Raw genomic sequence first — 13,173 nt, forward strand, 5'->3', positions numbered from 1 at the left:
AACCGCATATATATAGAAGAAAAACAACGTATGAAAAAAATTATGCGTTGTTTTTTATTTTTGCTTGCAAAGTGTTCGCCTATTCTATATAATAATGAATGTTGTTCTGAGACGTTGCGATGATGTGAGAGGTTACTGACACACCCGGCCCCTTTGCCATGAGGTCGACGTCAGAAAATTTTCACGGAGTATGTCCGATAATAAATTGGGCGATAGAAGGAGGGACTAAAATGGCAAAGCAAAAAATTCGTATCCGCTTGAAAGCATACGACCACAGAATTCTTGATCAATCCGCAGAGAAAATCGTTGAAACAGCAAAACGTTCCGGTGCTGGTGTATCCGGGCCGATCCCGCTGCCAACCGAGAAGCAAGTAGTAACTATTCTCCGTGCGGTGCACAAGTACAAGGATTCCCGTGAGCAGTTTGAAATGCGTACTCACAAACGTCTGATCGACATCGTGAATCCTACGCCGCAAACTGTGGATGCCTTGATGCGCTTGGACCTGCCGTCCGGTGTAGATATCGAAATCAAACTGTAATAATACTGCCATTTAGGTAAAGAAAAGAGGTGTCAACATGAAAGGTATCTTGGGAAAAAAACTCGGTATGACTCAAGTGTTCACTCCGGAAGGTAACGTAGTAGCTGTTACTGTAATCGAAGCTGGCCCTTGTGTGGTACTGCAAAAGAAAGACCTGGCTACTGATGGATACGAAGCGGTTCAACTCGGTTTCTCCGACAAGAAAGAAAGCCGTTCCAACAAGCCTGAACAAGGTCACGCCAAAAAGGCAAACGCAACACCTAAGCGCTACGTTCGCGAAATTCGCGGTGTTGACCTCGGGACACTCGAGGTTGGACAAGAGCTGAAAGCCGACATTTTTGCAGAAGGCGAATTTGTTGACGTAACCGGCACAACCAAGGGTAAAGGCTTCCAAGGCGTTATCAAACGTTGGGGACAAAGCCGCGGACCAATGGCTCACGGCTCCCGTTACCATAGAAGACCGGGTTCCATGGGTTCCATCCAAGCTAACCGCGTTCCTAAGGGCAAACACTTGCCAGGACATATGGGTCACACGACCGTAACGGTTCAAAAGCTGGAGATCATCCGCGTAGACGCAGAACGCAATGTATTGCTGGTTAAAGGCGCCATCCCAGGCCCTAAGAACAGCTTTGTGAAAGTGAAACAAACAGTTAAGAAATAATTTCTCGAAGAAAGGAGGAACATGAAATGCCAAAAGTAACACTGTTTAATATCAGCGGCAACGAAGTCGGCGAAGTTGAATTGAGCGAAACAGTATTCGGTATCGAACCGAACGTGCATGTCCTGCACGAAGCTGTGCTGCTGCAAAGAGCTTCCCTTCGTCGCGGTACACATAAAGTTAAAGGACGCTCTGAAGTGCGTGGCGGCGGACGTAAGCCTTGGAAACAAAAAGGTACAGGTCGCGCTCGTCAAGGCTCTATCCGTGCTCCACAATGGAAAGGCGGCGGCGTAGTCTTCGGACCAACTCCACGCAGCTATTCCTGGAAACTGCCTAAGAAAGTTCGCCGTCTGGCCATCAAATCCGCATTGTCCTCTAAAGTGCTTGAGCAGGACATCATCGTACTTGACAGCCTGACCCTGAATGCTCCGAAGACGAAAGAATTCGCAGCCATTCTGAACAATCTGAAAGTGGACAGCAAAGCGCTGATCGTAGCTCCTAGCTACGACGACAACGTTGCTCTTTCCGCCCGTAACATCCCTGGAGTGAAGTTTGTAGCAGCTGACGGCATCAATGTTCTTGACGTCCTGACGCATGACAAACTGATCATCACGAAGGATGCAGTTCTGAAGGTTGAGGAGGTGTTCGCATAATGAAAGATCCTCGCGATATTATCAAGCGTCCGGTGATTACGGAACGCACATCCGAATACATGAGCGATTTGAAGTACGCTTTTGAAGTGGATATCCGTGCTAACAAAACCGAAATCAAACAGGCCGTTGAGGCTATTTTCAAAGTTAAAGTTGTTAGTGTGAACACGATGCGCGTACCTGGCAAACTGAAACGCTATGGCAAATACTCCGGATATACTCCAGAGTGGAAAAAAGCCATCGTGAAGCTCAGCCCGGACAGCAAGCCGCTCGAGTTCTTTGAAGCGGTAGAATAATAACTCTTGAAGTAAGGAGGGAACTTAAGTGCCAATCAAAAAGTACAAACCGACATCTCCGGCAAGACGCGGCATGTCCGTGTCGACGTTTGAGGAAATCACCACAAACCAGCCTGAGAAATCGTTGTTGGCGCCGCTGAGCAAAAAAGCCGGCCGCAACAACCAAGGTAAAATTACGGTTCGTCACCATGGCGGCGGACACAAACGTAAATACCGTATCATCGACTTCAAACGTACGAAAGACGGCATACCAGGAACCGTTGCTACAATCGAGTATGACCCGAACCGTACATCGAATATCGCTTTGATCCACTATGCCGACGGGGAGAAACGTTACATCATCGCTCCTAAAGGCCTTAAAGTTGGGGATAAAGTTGAATCGGGACCTAATTCCGACATCAAAATCGGTAACAGCCTTCCTCTGGAAAATATTCCGGTAGGTACAGTTATCCACAACATCGAGCTGAAACCAGGCAAAGGCGGACAATTGGTACGCGCTGCCGGTACTGAAGCTCAACTTCTTGGTAAAGAAGAAAAATACGTTTCCGTACGCCTGACTTCCGGCGAAGTTCGCAGAATCCTCAGCGTTTGCCGCGCTACCATCGGTTCCGTAGGCAACGAAGATCACGAACTCGTGAAGATCGGTAAAGCCGGACGTAGCCGCTGGCTCGGACAACGTCCTGAAGTACGCGGTGTCGTCATGAACCCTAACGATCACCCTCACGGTGGTGGTGAAGGCCGCGCTCCAATCGGACGGAAATCGCCTATGTCTCCTTGGGGCAAACCAACCCTCGGTTACAAAACGCGTAAGAAAAACAAGGCTTCTGATAAATATATCGTACGCCGCCGCACGAAATAAGACGCTTCAAGCAAGTTAGCGCGAAGCGTCGATTCGCGGTTTGAGAAACCGGATGAAGGGAGGATTTACACATGGGTCGCAGTTTGAAAAAGGGGCCGTTCATCGATGGCTACCTGCTGAAAAAAGTTGAGGAACTGAACGCGGCAGAAAAGAAAGTCGTGGTTAAAACCTGGTCCCGTCGCTCAACCATTTTCCCTCAATTTATCGGACATACGTTTGGTGTATATGACGGCCGTAAGCACGTGCCTGTATACGTAACGGAAGATATGGTAGGTCACAAGTTGGGCGAGTTCGCGCCAACACGTACTTACAAAGGCCACGCGAATGACGATAAGAAAACAAGAAGATAAGAACTAGTTCTCTGTTCGAGAGGAGGGTAAACAAATGGAAGCAAAAGCACACGCTAGATCGGTACGGATTTCTGCTCGTAAAGCGAAACTGGTTGTTGACCTGATTCGCGGCAAGCAAGTGGGGGAAGCCATTGCAATTCTTCGCCACACTCCGAAGTCCGCTTCTCCGGTCGTTGAGAAGCTGCTGAACTCGGCGATCGCCAATGCCGAGCACAACTACTCGATGGACGTGAACAACTTGTTCGTTAGCGAGATCTTCGTTAACCAAGGTCCAACGATGAAACGTTTCCGTCCGCGCGCTATGGGCCGCGCTAGCCGGATCAATAAACGCACGAGCCACATCACTTTGGTGGTATCTGAGAAATAAGGAGGGATAACACGTGGGTCAAAAGGTAAATCCAGTCGGACTCCGAATCGGTATCATTCGTGATTGGGAATCCAAATGGTATGCAGGCAAAGATTTCGGTACTCTTTTAATGGAAGACGTTAAAATCCGGGAATACCTGAAGGGCAAATTGAAGGATTCCGCTGTTTCCCGCATTGAGATCGAAAGAGCGGCAAGCCGCGTGAATGTTACAATTCACACTGCTAAACCGGGTATGGTAATTGGTAAAGGCGGCGCTGAAGTGGAAGTACTTCGCAGCGCGGTTACCGCTATCGCCGGCGGCAAAAAAGTGCATATTAACATCAATGAAATCAAACATCCGGAACTGGACGCAATCTTGGTTGCTGAAAGCATCGCGCAACAATTGGAACGTCGTGTATCGTTCCGTCGTGCGCTGAAACAAGCTATCCAAAGAACTATGCGTGCAGGCGCCAAAGGAATCAAAACACAAGTTGGCGGTCGTCTTGGCGGCGCTGAGATCGCCCGTTCTGAAGGTTACAGCGAAGGAACAGTTCCACTTCATACGCTTCGTGCCGATATCGACTACGGAACGGCTGAAGCTCATACCACTTATGGCCGTATCGGCGTAAAAGTATGGATCTACCGTGGAGAAGTTCTTCCCGCAGCTAAGAAACAAGCTGTTCAGGAAGGAGGCAACTAATCATGTTGGTACCAAAACGCGTTAAACACCGCAAGCAACAACGCGGTCACATGAAAGGTATGGCAAAAGGCGGCACCACGCTGAACTTCGGCGAATTCGGTCTGCAAGCTCTTGAACCATCCTGGGTAACTAACCGCCAAATCGAAGCAGCCCGTATCGCGATGACTCGTTACATCAAACGGGGCGGCCAAGTTTGGATCAAGATTTTCCCTGACAAACCGATTACTCAAAAGCCTCTTGAGGTCCGGATGGGTAGCGGTAAAGGTAACGTAGAAAAGTGGGTAGCAGTCGTTAAACCGGGCAAGATTATGTTCGAACTCGGAGGCGTGTCGGAAGAGATCGCTCGTGAAGCGATGCGTCTTGCGGCTCACAAGCTGCCTGTTAAGACTAAGTTTGTGAAACGTGAAGAATTGGGTGGTGAAGCAAATGAAAGCTAATGAACTTCGCAACTTAACCACTGCCGAGATTGAACAAAAGATCGCCGGATTCAAGGAAGAGCTTTTCAATCTCCGTTTCCAATTGGCTACCGGCCAGCTGGATAACCCGACTCGGATTCGTGATGTGCGTAAGGAAATAGCTCGTGCTAAAACCGTCATCCATGAAAGAGTACTTGGGATTAGTTAAGTTGAGGACGGATACTATGATCCGTATTCAGGAAGGAGGCTAACTAATGAGCGAAGAACGTAACGCACGTAAAGTGCAAATCGGTAAAGTGGTCAGCGACAAAATGGACAAAACGATCGTAATCGCCGTTGAAACCTACAAGAAGCATGACCTGTACCACAAACGCATCAAGTCCACGAAGAAATTCAAGGCACATGATGAAGAAAACATCGCAAAAATCGGTGACACCGTGAAAATCATGGAAACTCGTCCGCTCTCCAAAGACAAACGCTGGAGACTGGTTGAAGTGGTTGAAAAAGCGGTTATCATCTAAGATAATCAGAAAGTTTTCCCGGAAGGAGGAAATTAATAATGATTCAACCATTTACACGTTTGCAAGTGGCTGACAACTCCGGTGCGAAGGAACTGATGTGTATCCGTGTACTGGGTGGTACTGGACGTCGTACAGCAGCCATCGGTGACCTGATCGTTTGCTCCGTAAAACAAGCAACACCAGGCGGCGTTGTCAAAAAAGGTGATGTAGTTAAAGCGGTTGTGGTTCGTACGAAACGTTCCGTTCGCCGTAAAGACGGTTCTTACATCGCATTCGACGAAAACGCGGCTGTAGTTGTTAAAGACGACAGAAGCCCACGCGGAACTCGTATCTTCGGACCTGTGGCCCGCGAACTTCGCGATAAGGACTACATGAAGATCGTTTCCTTGGCACCGGAAGTTATCTAAGAAGTTCCATATAGAGCCTGGCCATTTAGTGTTTTAGGAGGTGTAATGAATGCCTAGAGTAAAAAAAGTTCTGGAATCCCATAACAATAATCTGCACGTGAAAAAAGATGATGTGGTGATCGTGATCAGCGGTAAGGACAAAGGCAAAAAAGGCCGTGTCATCGCTGCTTATCCTCGCGAAAACCGCGTGCTGGTCGAAGGCGTGAACATGGTGAAGAAACACCAAAAGCCGAACCAGCTGAATCCGCAAGGCGGAATCATCGAACAGGAAGCTTCGATCCACGTGTCCAACGTAATGCATGTTGATCCGAAGAGCGGTAAAGTTACCCGTATCGGCTACAAAGTGCTCGACAACGGCAAAAAGGTGCGCGTAGCTAAGAAATCCGGAGAGATTATCGACTAATAAGTCCTAAAGAAAGGAGGTAAATTCTTCATGGCAGCAAGAATGAAAGAACGTTATTTGAATGAAATCACGCCTGCTCTGATGCAGAAGTTCAACTATACAACGGTTATGCAAGTACCTAAGATCGAGAAGGTTGTCATCAACATGGGTGTGGGTGACGCCGTACAAAACTCGAAAGTGCTTGATTCCGCAGTAAACGACATGCAGCTGATCGCTGGTCAAAAGCCGGTTATCACCAGAGCAAAGAAATCCATCGCCGGTTTCAAACTGCGCGAAAACATGCCGATCGGTGTTAAAGTAACCCTGCGCGGCGAACGGATGTACTACTTCCTGGACAAATTGTTCAACGTAACGCTTCCACGCGTACGCGACTTCCGCGGCGTGTCGACCAAAGCGTTCGACGGACGCGGCAACTATACGCTGGGTCTGAAAGAACAACTGATTTTCCCGGAAATCGAGTACGATAAAGTTGATAAAGTACGCGGTATGGATATCGTTATCGTAACGACTGCTAAGACGGACGAGGAATCCCGTGAGCTGCTCAACCAGCTGGGAATGCCTTTCACTAAGTAACAACAAATTCTCCGAAAAGGTTTGGGAGGTGTCAGGCTAAAGTGGCAAAAACTTCGATGAAAGTCAAACAACAACGCGAGCCTAAATTCAAAGTGCGTGCATATACACGCTGCGAGCGTTGCGGTCGTCCACACTCGGTACTGCAAAAGTTCAAAATTTGCAGAATTTGCTTCCGTGAGTTAGCTTATAAAGGCCAGATTCCTGGCGTGAAAAAAGCAAGTTGGTAAGAAGTTTATAAACGGGAAGGAGGTTTACACACATGACTATGTCTGATCCTATTGCAGATATGCTTACTCGTATTCGTAACGCCAACATCGTGCGTCACGAAACAGTAGAAATGCCTGCTTCTACTATGAAGAAACAAATCGCGGACATTCTGAAGCGTGAAGGCTTCATTCGTGATGCTGAATTCGTCGAAGACAGCAAACAAGGGATTATCCGTATTTTCCTGAAATACGGTCCTAACCAAGAGCGCGTTATCTCTGGTCTGAAAAGAATCAGTAAACCAGGCCTTCGCGTTTACACGAAGAGCAACGAAGTTCCTCGTGTACTCGGCGGTCTGGGCATCGCGATTATCTCCACTTCCAAGGGAGTTATGACCGACAAAGAAGCTCGTCAATCTAAATCGGGCGGAGAAGTTGTCTGCTACGTTTGGTAATAAACGTCACAAGATAAGGAGGTGCAACACATGTCTCGTATTGGTCGCAAGCCAATCGCAGTACCTAGCGGTGTAGATGTAACACTGAACAACACCGTGATTACAGTTAAAGGTCCAAAAGGCACTTTGACTCGTGAACTTCATAAAGACATGAAGGTTACGGTTGAAAATAACGAAATCCTCGTTGTTCGCCCGTCGGACAACAAATTGCATCGTTCGCTTCACGGCACAACCCGCTCCGTTGTCAGCAACATGGTTAGCGGTGTAACTGAAGGGTTCTCGAAATCTCTGGAATTGGTTGGGGTCGGATATCGTGCAAGCAAATCCGGAGATAAAATCGTCCTGAACGTGGGCTACTCCCACCCGGTTGAAATCACACCGGAAGCAGGCATCGAGTTCGAAGTTCCTGCCAACACCAAGATCATCGTTAAAGGCATCGACAAAGAACGCGTTGGCGCATATGCCGCTAAAATTCGTTCCGTACGCGAACCTGAGCCATACAAAGGCAAAGGTATCAAATATGAAGGCGAACGTATCATCCGTAAGGAAGGTAAAGCCGGTAAGAAGAAATAACCGGCCTCTTCTTCTTCGTAAGATACTCCGTGCGTCTGTAAGTGAAGCTGCCTAGCGGCAAACTGAAAGGAGTGAATAGGAAGTCATGATTACTAAAGGCGATAAAAACAAGGCTCGTCTCAAAAGACACCTGCGTGTTCGCACGAAGATCCAGGGTACTGTTGAGCGTCCGCGTTTGAACGTGTTCCGTTCTTCGAAACACATTTATGCACAACTGATCGATGACGTGGCTGGCGTAACGCTCGCTTCCGCTTCGACACTTGATAAAGAGCTGACTGCATCCATCGGCAACGGCGGCAGCGTAGAAGCTGCAGCTAAAGTAGGTCAACTGATCGCTGAGCGTGCAAAAGCAAAAGGACATACAGCGATTGTATTCGATCGCGGTGGATACCTGTACCATGGACGGATTCAAGCTTTGGCTGACGCAGCTCGTGAAGCTGGTCTTGAATTCTAGAACAATTCTTAAAAGGAGGTTAACGACTTGCGTGTAGATCCGAACAGTTTAGAACTGACAGAAAGAGTTGTACACATCAACCGTGTTGCAAAAGTTGTAAAAGGCGGACGCCGTTTCAGCTTCAGCGCACTCGTAGTTGTGGGCGACGGCAAAGGCTATGTCGGTGCAGGAATCGGTAAAGCCGGCGAAGTTCCGGATGCCATCCGTAAAGGCATTGAAGACGCCAAGAAAAACCTGATTCACATTCCAATCGTAGGAACTTCGATCCCGCATCTGGTTACCGGACATTTCGGCGCAGGACGCGTGCTCTTGAAACCGGCATCCGAAGGTACTGGCGTTATCGCCGGCGGTCCTGTTCGTGCGGTACTGGAACTGGCAGGCGTTGGCGATATCTTGACAAAATCTCTGGGTTCTTCGAATTCCATGAACATGGTCAATGCGACTCTGGAGGGACTTTCCCGCCTGAAACGTATTGAAGAAGTCGCGAAACTTCGCGGCAAATCTGTCGAAGAACTGCGCGGTTAAGGAGGGGAACGTCAATGGCAAAATTGCAAATTACCCTCGTTCGCAGTGTAATCGGACGTCCTGAAACACAACGTGTTACGGTTAAGACGCTCGGCCTGCGTAAGACGAATTCCACAGTGGTTCACAACGATACTCCGGCAATTCGCGGAATGATCAACCAAGTTAGCCACTTGCTGAAAGTCACCGAAATCGAAGGCTAAACGCCACACATACAAACACAAACATAAGGAGGTGCAAACGATGAAGTTACATGAACTTGCTCCAGCTCCTGGCTCCCGCAAAGAACGCAACCGCGTTGGTCGCGGTCCTAGTAGCGGTAACGGTAAAACTTCCGGTCGCGGTAACAAGGGTCAAAACGCTCGTTCCGGCGGTGGTGTCCGTCCTGGCTTCGAGGGTGGTCAAAACCCACTCTATCGTCGTCTGCCTAAACGTGGTTTCCTCAATCCTACCCGTAAAGAGTATGCGATTGTAAACCTGGAAGATCTGAACAGCTTTGCTGAAGGTACAGAAGTGACTCCACAGTTGCTTGTTGAGACTGGTGTTGTCAAGAATACCAAGAGCGGCATCAAGATCCTCGGCAATGGCGAACTTACAGTTAAATTGACTGTCCAAGCAAATAAGTTCTCCCAATCTGCGGTAGAGAAAATCGAGGCTGCCGGCGGTAAATCCGAGGTGATCTAATGTTCAAGACGCTTAAGAATATTTGGCATGTTGAAGATTTGCGCAAAAAGATCCTGTTTACCCTGTTCGTTCTGATCATCTACCGTATCGGTTCGTATGTACCGGTTCCAGGTGTGAACAAGGAAGCACTGGAAGCAGCGAATCAAAGCGGAGAAGCTTTGATGGGTCTTTTGAACACCTTCTCGGGTGGAGCGCTCAAAAACTTCTCGATTTTCGCAATCAGCATTTACCCGTACATCACAGCATCCATCATCGTGCAGCTCTTGTCGATGGATGTTATTCCTAAGTTTGCCGAATGGGCTAAACAAGGGGAGCACGGGAAAAAGCAGCTTGCGCAAGTCACACGTTACGGTACTGTAGTACTCGGTCTGATTCAGGCGTTTGCAACATCGATCGGGTTCAACCGGTTGTATAACACCGAAATGATTCCGAATGCTACATTTGCGGATTATCTGCTCATTGCGATCGTCCTGACAGCGGGCACATCGTTCTTGATGTGGCTTGGTGAACAGATCACGGAAAAGGGAATAGGTAACGGGATTTCGATCCTGATTTTTGCGGGAATCGTCGCCGCCATACCGGGATATTTCTCTGCAGCAGCTTCATCGAGCTTTATCCAACCGGATCAGACTTTCCTGAATATTCTTAAAGTCGTTATTGTAGTAATCGTGGTTATCGCGATTATTGCAGCGGTCATTTTTGTACAACAAGGTATCCGGAAAATTCCGGTACAATACGCCAAGCGCGTTGTTGGTAACAAAATGTACGGTGGACAGAATACGCATATTCCGCTTAAAATCAATGCGGCAGGCGTTATTCCGGTCATCTTCGCCGTGTCCCTGCTCCAGTTCCCAATTGTAATATCGAGTTTCTGGTCCACGCATGAATGGGCTAAATGGGTTGCCAGCAATCTTGCATATGACAAGCCGCTCGGCATGGTACTCTATGTGATCATGATCATCGGATTTACGTTCTTCTACACGTTCGTCCAGATGAACCCGCAGCAAATGGCTGAGAATATGAAGAAGAATGGCGGCTACGTCCCAGGTGTTCGTCCAGGGAAAGCAACCGAGAAATATTTGACCAAGGTATTGACTCGCCTGACAATGTCCGGCGCGATTTTCTTGGCCCTGATCTCCTTGCTGCCGATAGTCTTTGCGAACTTGTCAGGCCTGCCTCGCTCCGTTAAGATTGGCGGTACCTCGCTGCTGATCGTTATCGGCGTAGCACTGGACACGATGAAGCAGATCGAAAGCCAATTGATCAAACGCCATTACAAAGGCTTCATCAATAAATAGGCGATAGGTTCCGGCGAAGCGCTCGTTTCATTGACTTCCCGGCACCTATTGTGCTGTTTCTTGCTTGGTGCGAAGTTTTAGGGGGGAAAAGAAAATCGTGAACATTTTATTCATGGGCCCTCCTGGGGCAGGAAAAGGTACGCAAGCGGCTGAGATCGTGAAGGAGATGGGGATTCCGCATATTTCTACGGGCGATGCATTTCGCCTGGCGATTTCGCAGAATACTCCGATTGGCCTTAAAGCCAAGTCCTACATGGACCAAGGATTGCTTGTGCCTGATGACGTAACCATCGGTATCGTGGAAGAACGGCTGCAGCAGTCCGATTGCGAAAAAGGTTTCTTATTGGATGGTTTTCCAAGAACCCTTTCGCAAGCGGAAGCGCTGGATGAGATTCTGAGCCGCCGAAACGCTTCGCTGGATCATGTCATCAACCTGAATGTGGACCGTGGACTGCTCATGGCGCGCCTGACCGGCCGCCGGATCTGTAAAGTTTGCGGAAGATCCTACCATCTAATTTTCAACCCGCCGAAGCAAGAAGGCATTTGCGATGTGGATGGCGGCGAATTGTATCAACGTCCTGATGACAATGAAGAGAGTGTGGGCAAACGCCTGGATGAGTATGATAACAAAACAGCGCCGCTGCTCGCATTTTATGACAATAAAGGTCTTTTGCGTCAGGTAAACGGAGAGAACGAAATCAACGCCGTTACTTCCGAAATCGTATCTTTGCTGCGGGGTTAATGTATGATCATCTGTAAATCCGAACAGGAACTTGCCTTTATGAGGGAAGCTGGTCGAATTGTTGCCGAGAGTCACCGTCTGATTGCTGAGGCTATTGAGCCCGGGATCACAACGGGGGAACTCGACAGAATCGCCGATGAGTACATCCGCAGTCAAGGTGCTGTGCCGTCTTTCAAAGGGTACAACGGTTTTCCTGCCAACATTTGCGCTTCAGTCAACGAACAGTTGGTGCATGGGTTTCCGGGGAAACGCAAACTGGTTGAAGGCGACATCGTGACGCTGGATATCGGTGCGGAGTACCGCGGGTACCACGGAGATTCCGCCTGGACCTACGGCGTAGGCAGCATTTCTGCAGAGGCCCAGCAATTGCTGGACGTCACGGAAGGCTCGCTGTACGCGGGACTGGCGTTAGTCAAACCGGGCGTGCGCCTGTTTACAATCTCCCATGCGATCCAGAAATATATCGAGGATGCCGGATTTTCCGTCGTCCGCGAGTATGTCGGGCATGGCATCGGGACAGAACTGCATGAAGAACCGCAAATTCCAAACTATGGCATAGCGGACCGCGGACCTCGTCTGAAGCCGGGCATGGTGCTCGCGATTGAACCGATGGTAAACGCAGGGGAACGATATGTCAAAACATTGGAAGACAACTGGACGGTCGTTACGGTCGACGGCTCGCTGTGCGCCCATTTCGAGCATACAGTGGCGGTTACGCCGGACGGCATGGAAATTTTCACAAAACTGAATGCGTAGGTGATCTCCGTGATGAGTGGAAATACCCCGCAGGTTGGTCAATTGGTGAGAATTCTCAAAGGCAAAGATGCCGGAGAGGTTGCCGTTGTTATCGCAGTTATCGATAGCAGATTCGTATTCATTGCCGACGGAGAGAAACGGAAGTTCGACGGGCCGAAGAAGAAAAACATTCAGCACCTCGAGCTTATCCCCTTCGTTGCCAGTGAGATTGTGAACAGCCTGCAGGAGACCGGAAGGGTAACCAACGGAAAGCTGCGCTTCGCGGTCGCGAAGTACGGCAAACCCGCTGTAATAAGTGCTGATTAGAAAGGAGACTGACTGTGGCTAAGGAAGATGTCATTGAAGTGGAAGGAACGGTCATTGAGCCGCTGCCTAATGCAACATTTAAGGTCGAACTCGAGAACGGTCATCAAATTCTGGCTCATGTGTCCGGCAAATTGCGGATGCACTTCATCCGTATCCTTACCGGGGACAAAGTAGTCGTGCAGTTATCGCCTTATGATTTAACCAAAGGCCGTATAACTTACCGTAAATAGACGGAACTATACGTATGCTTTCGAACCCAGTTTTACTTAAGTAAAACTGAGTGAATCATTTATGAAGTCAGTTTTACTAATGTAAAACGTTGAGGAGGTAATGAACATGAAGGTTAGACCTTCTGTAAAACCGATTTGCGAAAAATGCAAAGTCATTCGCCGCAAAGGTACAGTAATGGTGATTTGCGAAAATCCGAAACACAAACAAAAACAAGGTTAAAGAAGGGGGTGT

General features: G+C 48.6%; 27 protein-coding genes. All 27 read left to right on the forward strand.

Going from position 1 to position 13,173, the window contains the following annotated elements; translation table 11 throughout:
• The first annotated feature begins 230 nt into the window (after positions 1 to 230).
• The 27 genes from rpsJ to rpmJ all read left to right on the forward strand — a co-directional run bounded on the left by rpsJ (position 231) and on the right by rpmJ (position 13,161).
• A complete protein-coding gene (rpsJ, locus tag BMW84_RS23320) occupies positions 231 to 539 on the forward strand; it encodes a 30S ribosomal protein S10 (protein WP_091072734.1) in 309 nt (102 codons plus the stop codon).
• Between the two features lie 37 nt (positions 540 to 576).
• Positions 577 to 1,200, forward strand: coding sequence for a 50S ribosomal protein L3 (gene rplC, locus BMW84_RS23325; RefSeq protein ID WP_091072737.1), 624 nt, complete (start codon positions 577 to 579; stop codon positions 1,198 to 1,200).
• A gap of 26 nt (positions 1,201 to 1,226) precedes the next feature.
• The gene (rplD, locus tag BMW84_RS23330; protein WP_091072739.1) at positions 1,227 to 1,850 is read left to right on the forward strand and encodes a 50S ribosomal protein L4; all 624 of its coding nucleotides are present in this window, start codon (positions 1,227 to 1,229) and stop codon (positions 1,848 to 1,850) included.
• The gene (gene rplW / locus BMW84_RS23335; protein ID WP_091072742.1) at positions 1,850 to 2,143 is read left to right on the forward strand and encodes a 50S ribosomal protein L23; all 294 of its coding nucleotides are present in this window, start codon (positions 1,850 to 1,852) and stop codon (positions 2,141 to 2,143) included. The genes rplD and rplW overlap by 1 nt, the downstream gene beginning before the upstream one ends.
• A 28-nt stretch (positions 2,144 to 2,171) precedes the next feature.
• The gene (gene rplB, locus BMW84_RS23340) at positions 2,172 to 3,002 is read left to right on the forward strand and encodes a 50S ribosomal protein L2 (RefSeq protein ID WP_091072745.1); all 831 of its coding nucleotides are present in this window, start codon (positions 2,172 to 2,174) and stop codon (positions 3,000 to 3,002) included.
• A gap of 71 nt (positions 3,003 to 3,073) precedes the next feature.
• Positions 3,074 to 3,352 (forward strand): 30S ribosomal protein S19, encoded by a 279-nt coding sequence (rpsS, locus tag BMW84_RS23345; RefSeq protein WP_091072748.1) that lies wholly within the window; start codon positions 3,074 to 3,076, stop codon positions 3,350 to 3,352.
• A 34-nt stretch (positions 3,353 to 3,386) separates the two neighbouring features.
• Positions 3,387 to 3,719 carry a 50S ribosomal protein L22 gene (gene rplV / locus BMW84_RS23350; RefSeq protein ID WP_091072751.1) on the forward strand — a complete coding sequence of 111 codons (333 nt, stop codon included), beginning with the start codon at positions 3,387 to 3,389 and terminating at the stop codon, positions 3,717 to 3,719.
• A gap of 13 nt (positions 3,720 to 3,732) precedes the next feature.
• Positions 3,733 to 4,398, forward strand: coding sequence for a 30S ribosomal protein S3 (gene rpsC, locus BMW84_RS23355; RefSeq protein WP_091072753.1), 666 nt, complete (start codon positions 3,733 to 3,735; stop codon positions 4,396 to 4,398).
• A 2-nt stretch (positions 4,399 to 4,400) separates the two neighbouring features.
• Entirely contained in the window at positions 4,401 to 4,835 is a 435-nt protein-coding gene (gene rplP, locus BMW84_RS23360) for a 50S ribosomal protein L16 (protein ID WP_091072755.1), read from the forward strand.
• Complete coding sequence (rpmC, locus tag BMW84_RS23365) at positions 4,825 to 5,022, forward strand: 50S ribosomal protein L29 (protein ID WP_091072758.1); 198 nt, start codon at positions 4,825 to 4,827, stop codon at positions 5,020 to 5,022. The genes rplP and rpmC overlap by 11 nt, the downstream gene beginning before the upstream one ends.
• A gap of 46 nt (positions 5,023 to 5,068) precedes the next feature.
• Positions 5,069 to 5,335, forward strand: coding sequence for a 30S ribosomal protein S17 (gene rpsQ / locus BMW84_RS23370; protein ID WP_091072760.1), 267 nt, complete (start codon positions 5,069 to 5,071; stop codon positions 5,333 to 5,335).
• A 38-nt stretch (positions 5,336 to 5,373) separates the two neighbouring features.
• Positions 5,374 to 5,742, forward strand: a complete 369-nt coding sequence (gene rplN / locus BMW84_RS23375; protein WP_091072762.1) for a 50S ribosomal protein L14 — start codon at positions 5,374 to 5,376, stop codon at positions 5,740 to 5,742.
• A gap of 49 nt (positions 5,743 to 5,791) precedes the next feature.
• Positions 5,792 to 6,145, forward strand: a complete 354-nt coding sequence (rplX, locus tag BMW84_RS23380) for a 50S ribosomal protein L24 (RefSeq protein ID WP_091072764.1) — start codon at positions 5,792 to 5,794, stop codon at positions 6,143 to 6,145.
• A gap of 30 nt (positions 6,146 to 6,175) precedes the next feature.
• The gene (rplE, locus tag BMW84_RS23385) at positions 6,176 to 6,718 is read left to right on the forward strand and encodes a 50S ribosomal protein L5 (RefSeq protein WP_091072767.1); all 543 of its coding nucleotides are present in this window, start codon (positions 6,176 to 6,178) and stop codon (positions 6,716 to 6,718) included.
• A gap of 41 nt (positions 6,719 to 6,759) precedes the next feature.
• Positions 6,760 to 6,945, forward strand: a complete 186-nt coding sequence (locus tag BMW84_RS23390) for a type Z 30S ribosomal protein S14 (RefSeq protein ID WP_036589425.1) — start codon at positions 6,760 to 6,762, stop codon at positions 6,943 to 6,945.
• A gap of 32 nt (positions 6,946 to 6,977) precedes the next feature.
• Positions 6,978 to 7,376, forward strand: coding sequence for a 30S ribosomal protein S8 (gene rpsH, locus BMW84_RS23395; RefSeq protein ID WP_039877390.1), 399 nt, complete (start codon positions 6,978 to 6,980; stop codon positions 7,374 to 7,376).
• A gap of 30 nt (positions 7,377 to 7,406) precedes the next feature.
• Entirely contained in the window at positions 7,407 to 7,949 is a 543-nt protein-coding gene (gene rplF / locus BMW84_RS23400; RefSeq protein ID WP_091072770.1) for a 50S ribosomal protein L6, read from the forward strand.
• An 85-nt stretch (positions 7,950 to 8,034) separates the two neighbouring features.
• Positions 8,035 to 8,403, forward strand: coding sequence for a 50S ribosomal protein L18 (rplR, locus tag BMW84_RS23405; protein WP_091072772.1), 369 nt, complete (start codon positions 8,035 to 8,037; stop codon positions 8,401 to 8,403).
• A gap of 27 nt (positions 8,404 to 8,430) precedes the next feature.
• A complete protein-coding gene (gene rpsE, locus BMW84_RS23410) occupies positions 8,431 to 8,928 on the forward strand; it encodes a 30S ribosomal protein S5 (protein ID WP_091072774.1) in 498 nt (165 codons plus the stop codon).
• Between the two features lie 14 nt (positions 8,929 to 8,942).
• On the forward strand, positions 8,943 to 9,128 hold the full coding sequence (gene rpmD / locus BMW84_RS23415; RefSeq protein WP_091072776.1) for a 50S ribosomal protein L30: 186 nt from the start codon (positions 8,943 to 8,945) through the stop codon (positions 9,126 to 9,128).
• Positions 9,129 to 9,168: 40 nt separating this feature from the next.
• On the forward strand, positions 9,169 to 9,609 hold the full coding sequence (gene rplO / locus BMW84_RS23420) for a 50S ribosomal protein L15 (protein WP_091072781.1): 441 nt from the start codon (positions 9,169 to 9,171) through the stop codon (positions 9,607 to 9,609).
• The gene (gene secY / locus BMW84_RS23425) at positions 9,609 to 10,907 is read left to right on the forward strand and encodes a preprotein translocase subunit SecY (RefSeq protein ID WP_091072783.1); all 1,299 of its coding nucleotides are present in this window, start codon (positions 9,609 to 9,611) and stop codon (positions 10,905 to 10,907) included. Before rplO ends, secY begins: the two co-directional genes overlap by 1 nt.
• A 97-nt stretch (positions 10,908 to 11,004) precedes the next feature.
• On the forward strand, positions 11,005 to 11,649 hold the full coding sequence (locus BMW84_RS23430; RefSeq protein WP_091072785.1) for an adenylate kinase: 645 nt from the start codon (positions 11,005 to 11,007) through the stop codon (positions 11,647 to 11,649).
• Positions 11,650 to 11,652: 3 nt separating this feature from the next.
• Entirely contained in the window at positions 11,653 to 12,405 is a 753-nt protein-coding gene (map, locus tag BMW84_RS23435; RefSeq protein WP_091072787.1) for a type I methionyl aminopeptidase, read from the forward strand.
• Positions 12,406 to 12,417: 12 nt separating this feature from the next.
• Positions 12,418 to 12,711, forward strand: coding sequence for a KOW domain-containing RNA-binding protein (locus BMW84_RS23440; protein ID WP_175499023.1), 294 nt, complete (start codon positions 12,418 to 12,420; stop codon positions 12,709 to 12,711).
• Positions 12,712 to 12,725: 14 nt separating this feature from the next.
• A complete protein-coding gene (infA, locus tag BMW84_RS23445) occupies positions 12,726 to 12,941 on the forward strand; it encodes a translation initiation factor IF-1 (RefSeq protein ID WP_006212898.1) in 216 nt (71 codons plus the stop codon).
• 106 nt (positions 12,942 to 13,047) lie between these two features.
• Positions 13,048 to 13,161: a 50S ribosomal protein L36 gene (rpmJ, locus tag BMW84_RS23450; RefSeq protein ID WP_003322638.1), complete on the forward strand. Its 114-nt coding sequence runs from the start codon at positions 13,048 to 13,050 to the stop codon at positions 13,159 to 13,161.
• The last annotated feature ends 12 nt before the right edge of the window (positions 13,162 to 13,173 follow it).

Source organism: Paenibacillus sp. NFR01 (genome assembly GCF_900111565.1).
GTDB lineage: Bacteria > Bacillota > Bacilli > Paenibacillales > Paenibacillaceae > Paenibacillus_AQ.

What these genes read in the sequence shown, in the direction of transcription:
- rpsH (WP_039877390.1), top strand. Translation starts at nt 6,978, where the DNA reads ATGACTATGTCTGATCCTATTGCAGATATGCTTACTCGTATTCGTAAC.
- rplE (WP_091072767.1), top strand. Translation starts at nt 6,176, where the DNA reads ATGGCAGCAAGAATGAAAGAACGTTATTTGAATGAAATCACGCCTGCT.
- rplV (WP_091072751.1), top strand. Translation starts at nt 3,387, where the DNA reads ATGGAAGCAAAAGCACACGCTAGATCGGTACGGATTTCTGCTCGTAAA.
- rplD (WP_091072739.1), top strand. Translation starts at nt 1,227, where the DNA reads ATGCCAAAAGTAACACTGTTTAATATCAGCGGCAACGAAGTCGGCGAA.
- rplX (WP_091072764.1), top strand. Translation starts at nt 5,792, where the DNA reads ATGCCTAGAGTAAAAAAAGTTCTGGAATCCCATAACAATAATCTGCAC.
- rplN (WP_091072762.1), top strand. Translation starts at nt 5,374, where the DNA reads ATGATTCAACCATTTACACGTTTGCAAGTGGCTGACAACTCCGGTGCG.
- rpsS (WP_091072748.1), top strand. Translation starts at nt 3,074, where the DNA reads ATGGGTCGCAGTTTGAAAAAGGGGCCGTTCATCGATGGCTACCTGCTG.
- rplP (WP_091072755.1), top strand. Translation starts at nt 4,401, where the DNA reads ATGTTGGTACCAAAACGCGTTAAACACCGCAAGCAACAACGCGGTCAC.
- rpmC (WP_091072758.1), top strand. Translation starts at nt 4,825, where the DNA reads ATGAAAGCTAATGAACTTCGCAACTTAACCACTGCCGAGATTGAACAA.
- rplR (WP_091072772.1), top strand. Translation starts at nt 8,035, where the DNA reads ATGATTACTAAAGGCGATAAAAACAAGGCTCGTCTCAAAAGACACCTG.
- rplO (WP_091072781.1), top strand. Translation starts at nt 9,169, where the DNA reads ATGAAGTTACATGAACTTGCTCCAGCTCCTGGCTCCCGCAAAGAACGC.
- secY (WP_091072783.1), top strand. Translation starts at nt 9,609, where the DNA reads ATGTTCAAGACGCTTAAGAATATTTGGCATGTTGAAGATTTGCGCAAA.
- rpmD (WP_091072776.1), top strand. Translation starts at nt 8,943, where the DNA reads ATGGCAAAATTGCAAATTACCCTCGTTCGCAGTGTAATCGGACGTCCT.
- rplC (WP_091072737.1), top strand. Translation starts at nt 577, where the DNA reads ATGAAAGGTATCTTGGGAAAAAAACTCGGTATGACTCAAGTGTTCACT.
- rpmJ (WP_003322638.1), top strand. Translation starts at nt 13,048, where the DNA reads ATGAAGGTTAGACCTTCTGTAAAACCGATTTGCGAAAAATGCAAAGTC.
- rpsJ (WP_091072734.1), top strand. Translation starts at nt 231, where the DNA reads ATGGCAAAGCAAAAAATTCGTATCCGCTTGAAAGCATACGACCACAGA.
- rplW (WP_091072742.1), top strand. Translation starts at nt 1,850, where the DNA reads ATGAAAGATCCTCGCGATATTATCAAGCGTCCGGTGATTACGGAACGC.
- rpsQ (WP_091072760.1), top strand. Translation starts at nt 5,069, where the DNA reads ATGAGCGAAGAACGTAACGCACGTAAAGTGCAAATCGGTAAAGTGGTC.
- map (WP_091072787.1), top strand. Translation starts at nt 11,653, where the DNA reads ATGATCATCTGTAAATCCGAACAGGAACTTGCCTTTATGAGGGAAGCT.
- rplF (WP_091072770.1), top strand. Translation starts at nt 7,407, where the DNA reads ATGTCTCGTATTGGTCGCAAGCCAATCGCAGTACCTAGCGGTGTAGAT.
- BMW84_RS23440 (WP_175499023.1), top strand. Translation starts at nt 12,418, where the DNA reads ATGAGTGGAAATACCCCGCAGGTTGGTCAATTGGTGAGAATTCTCAAA.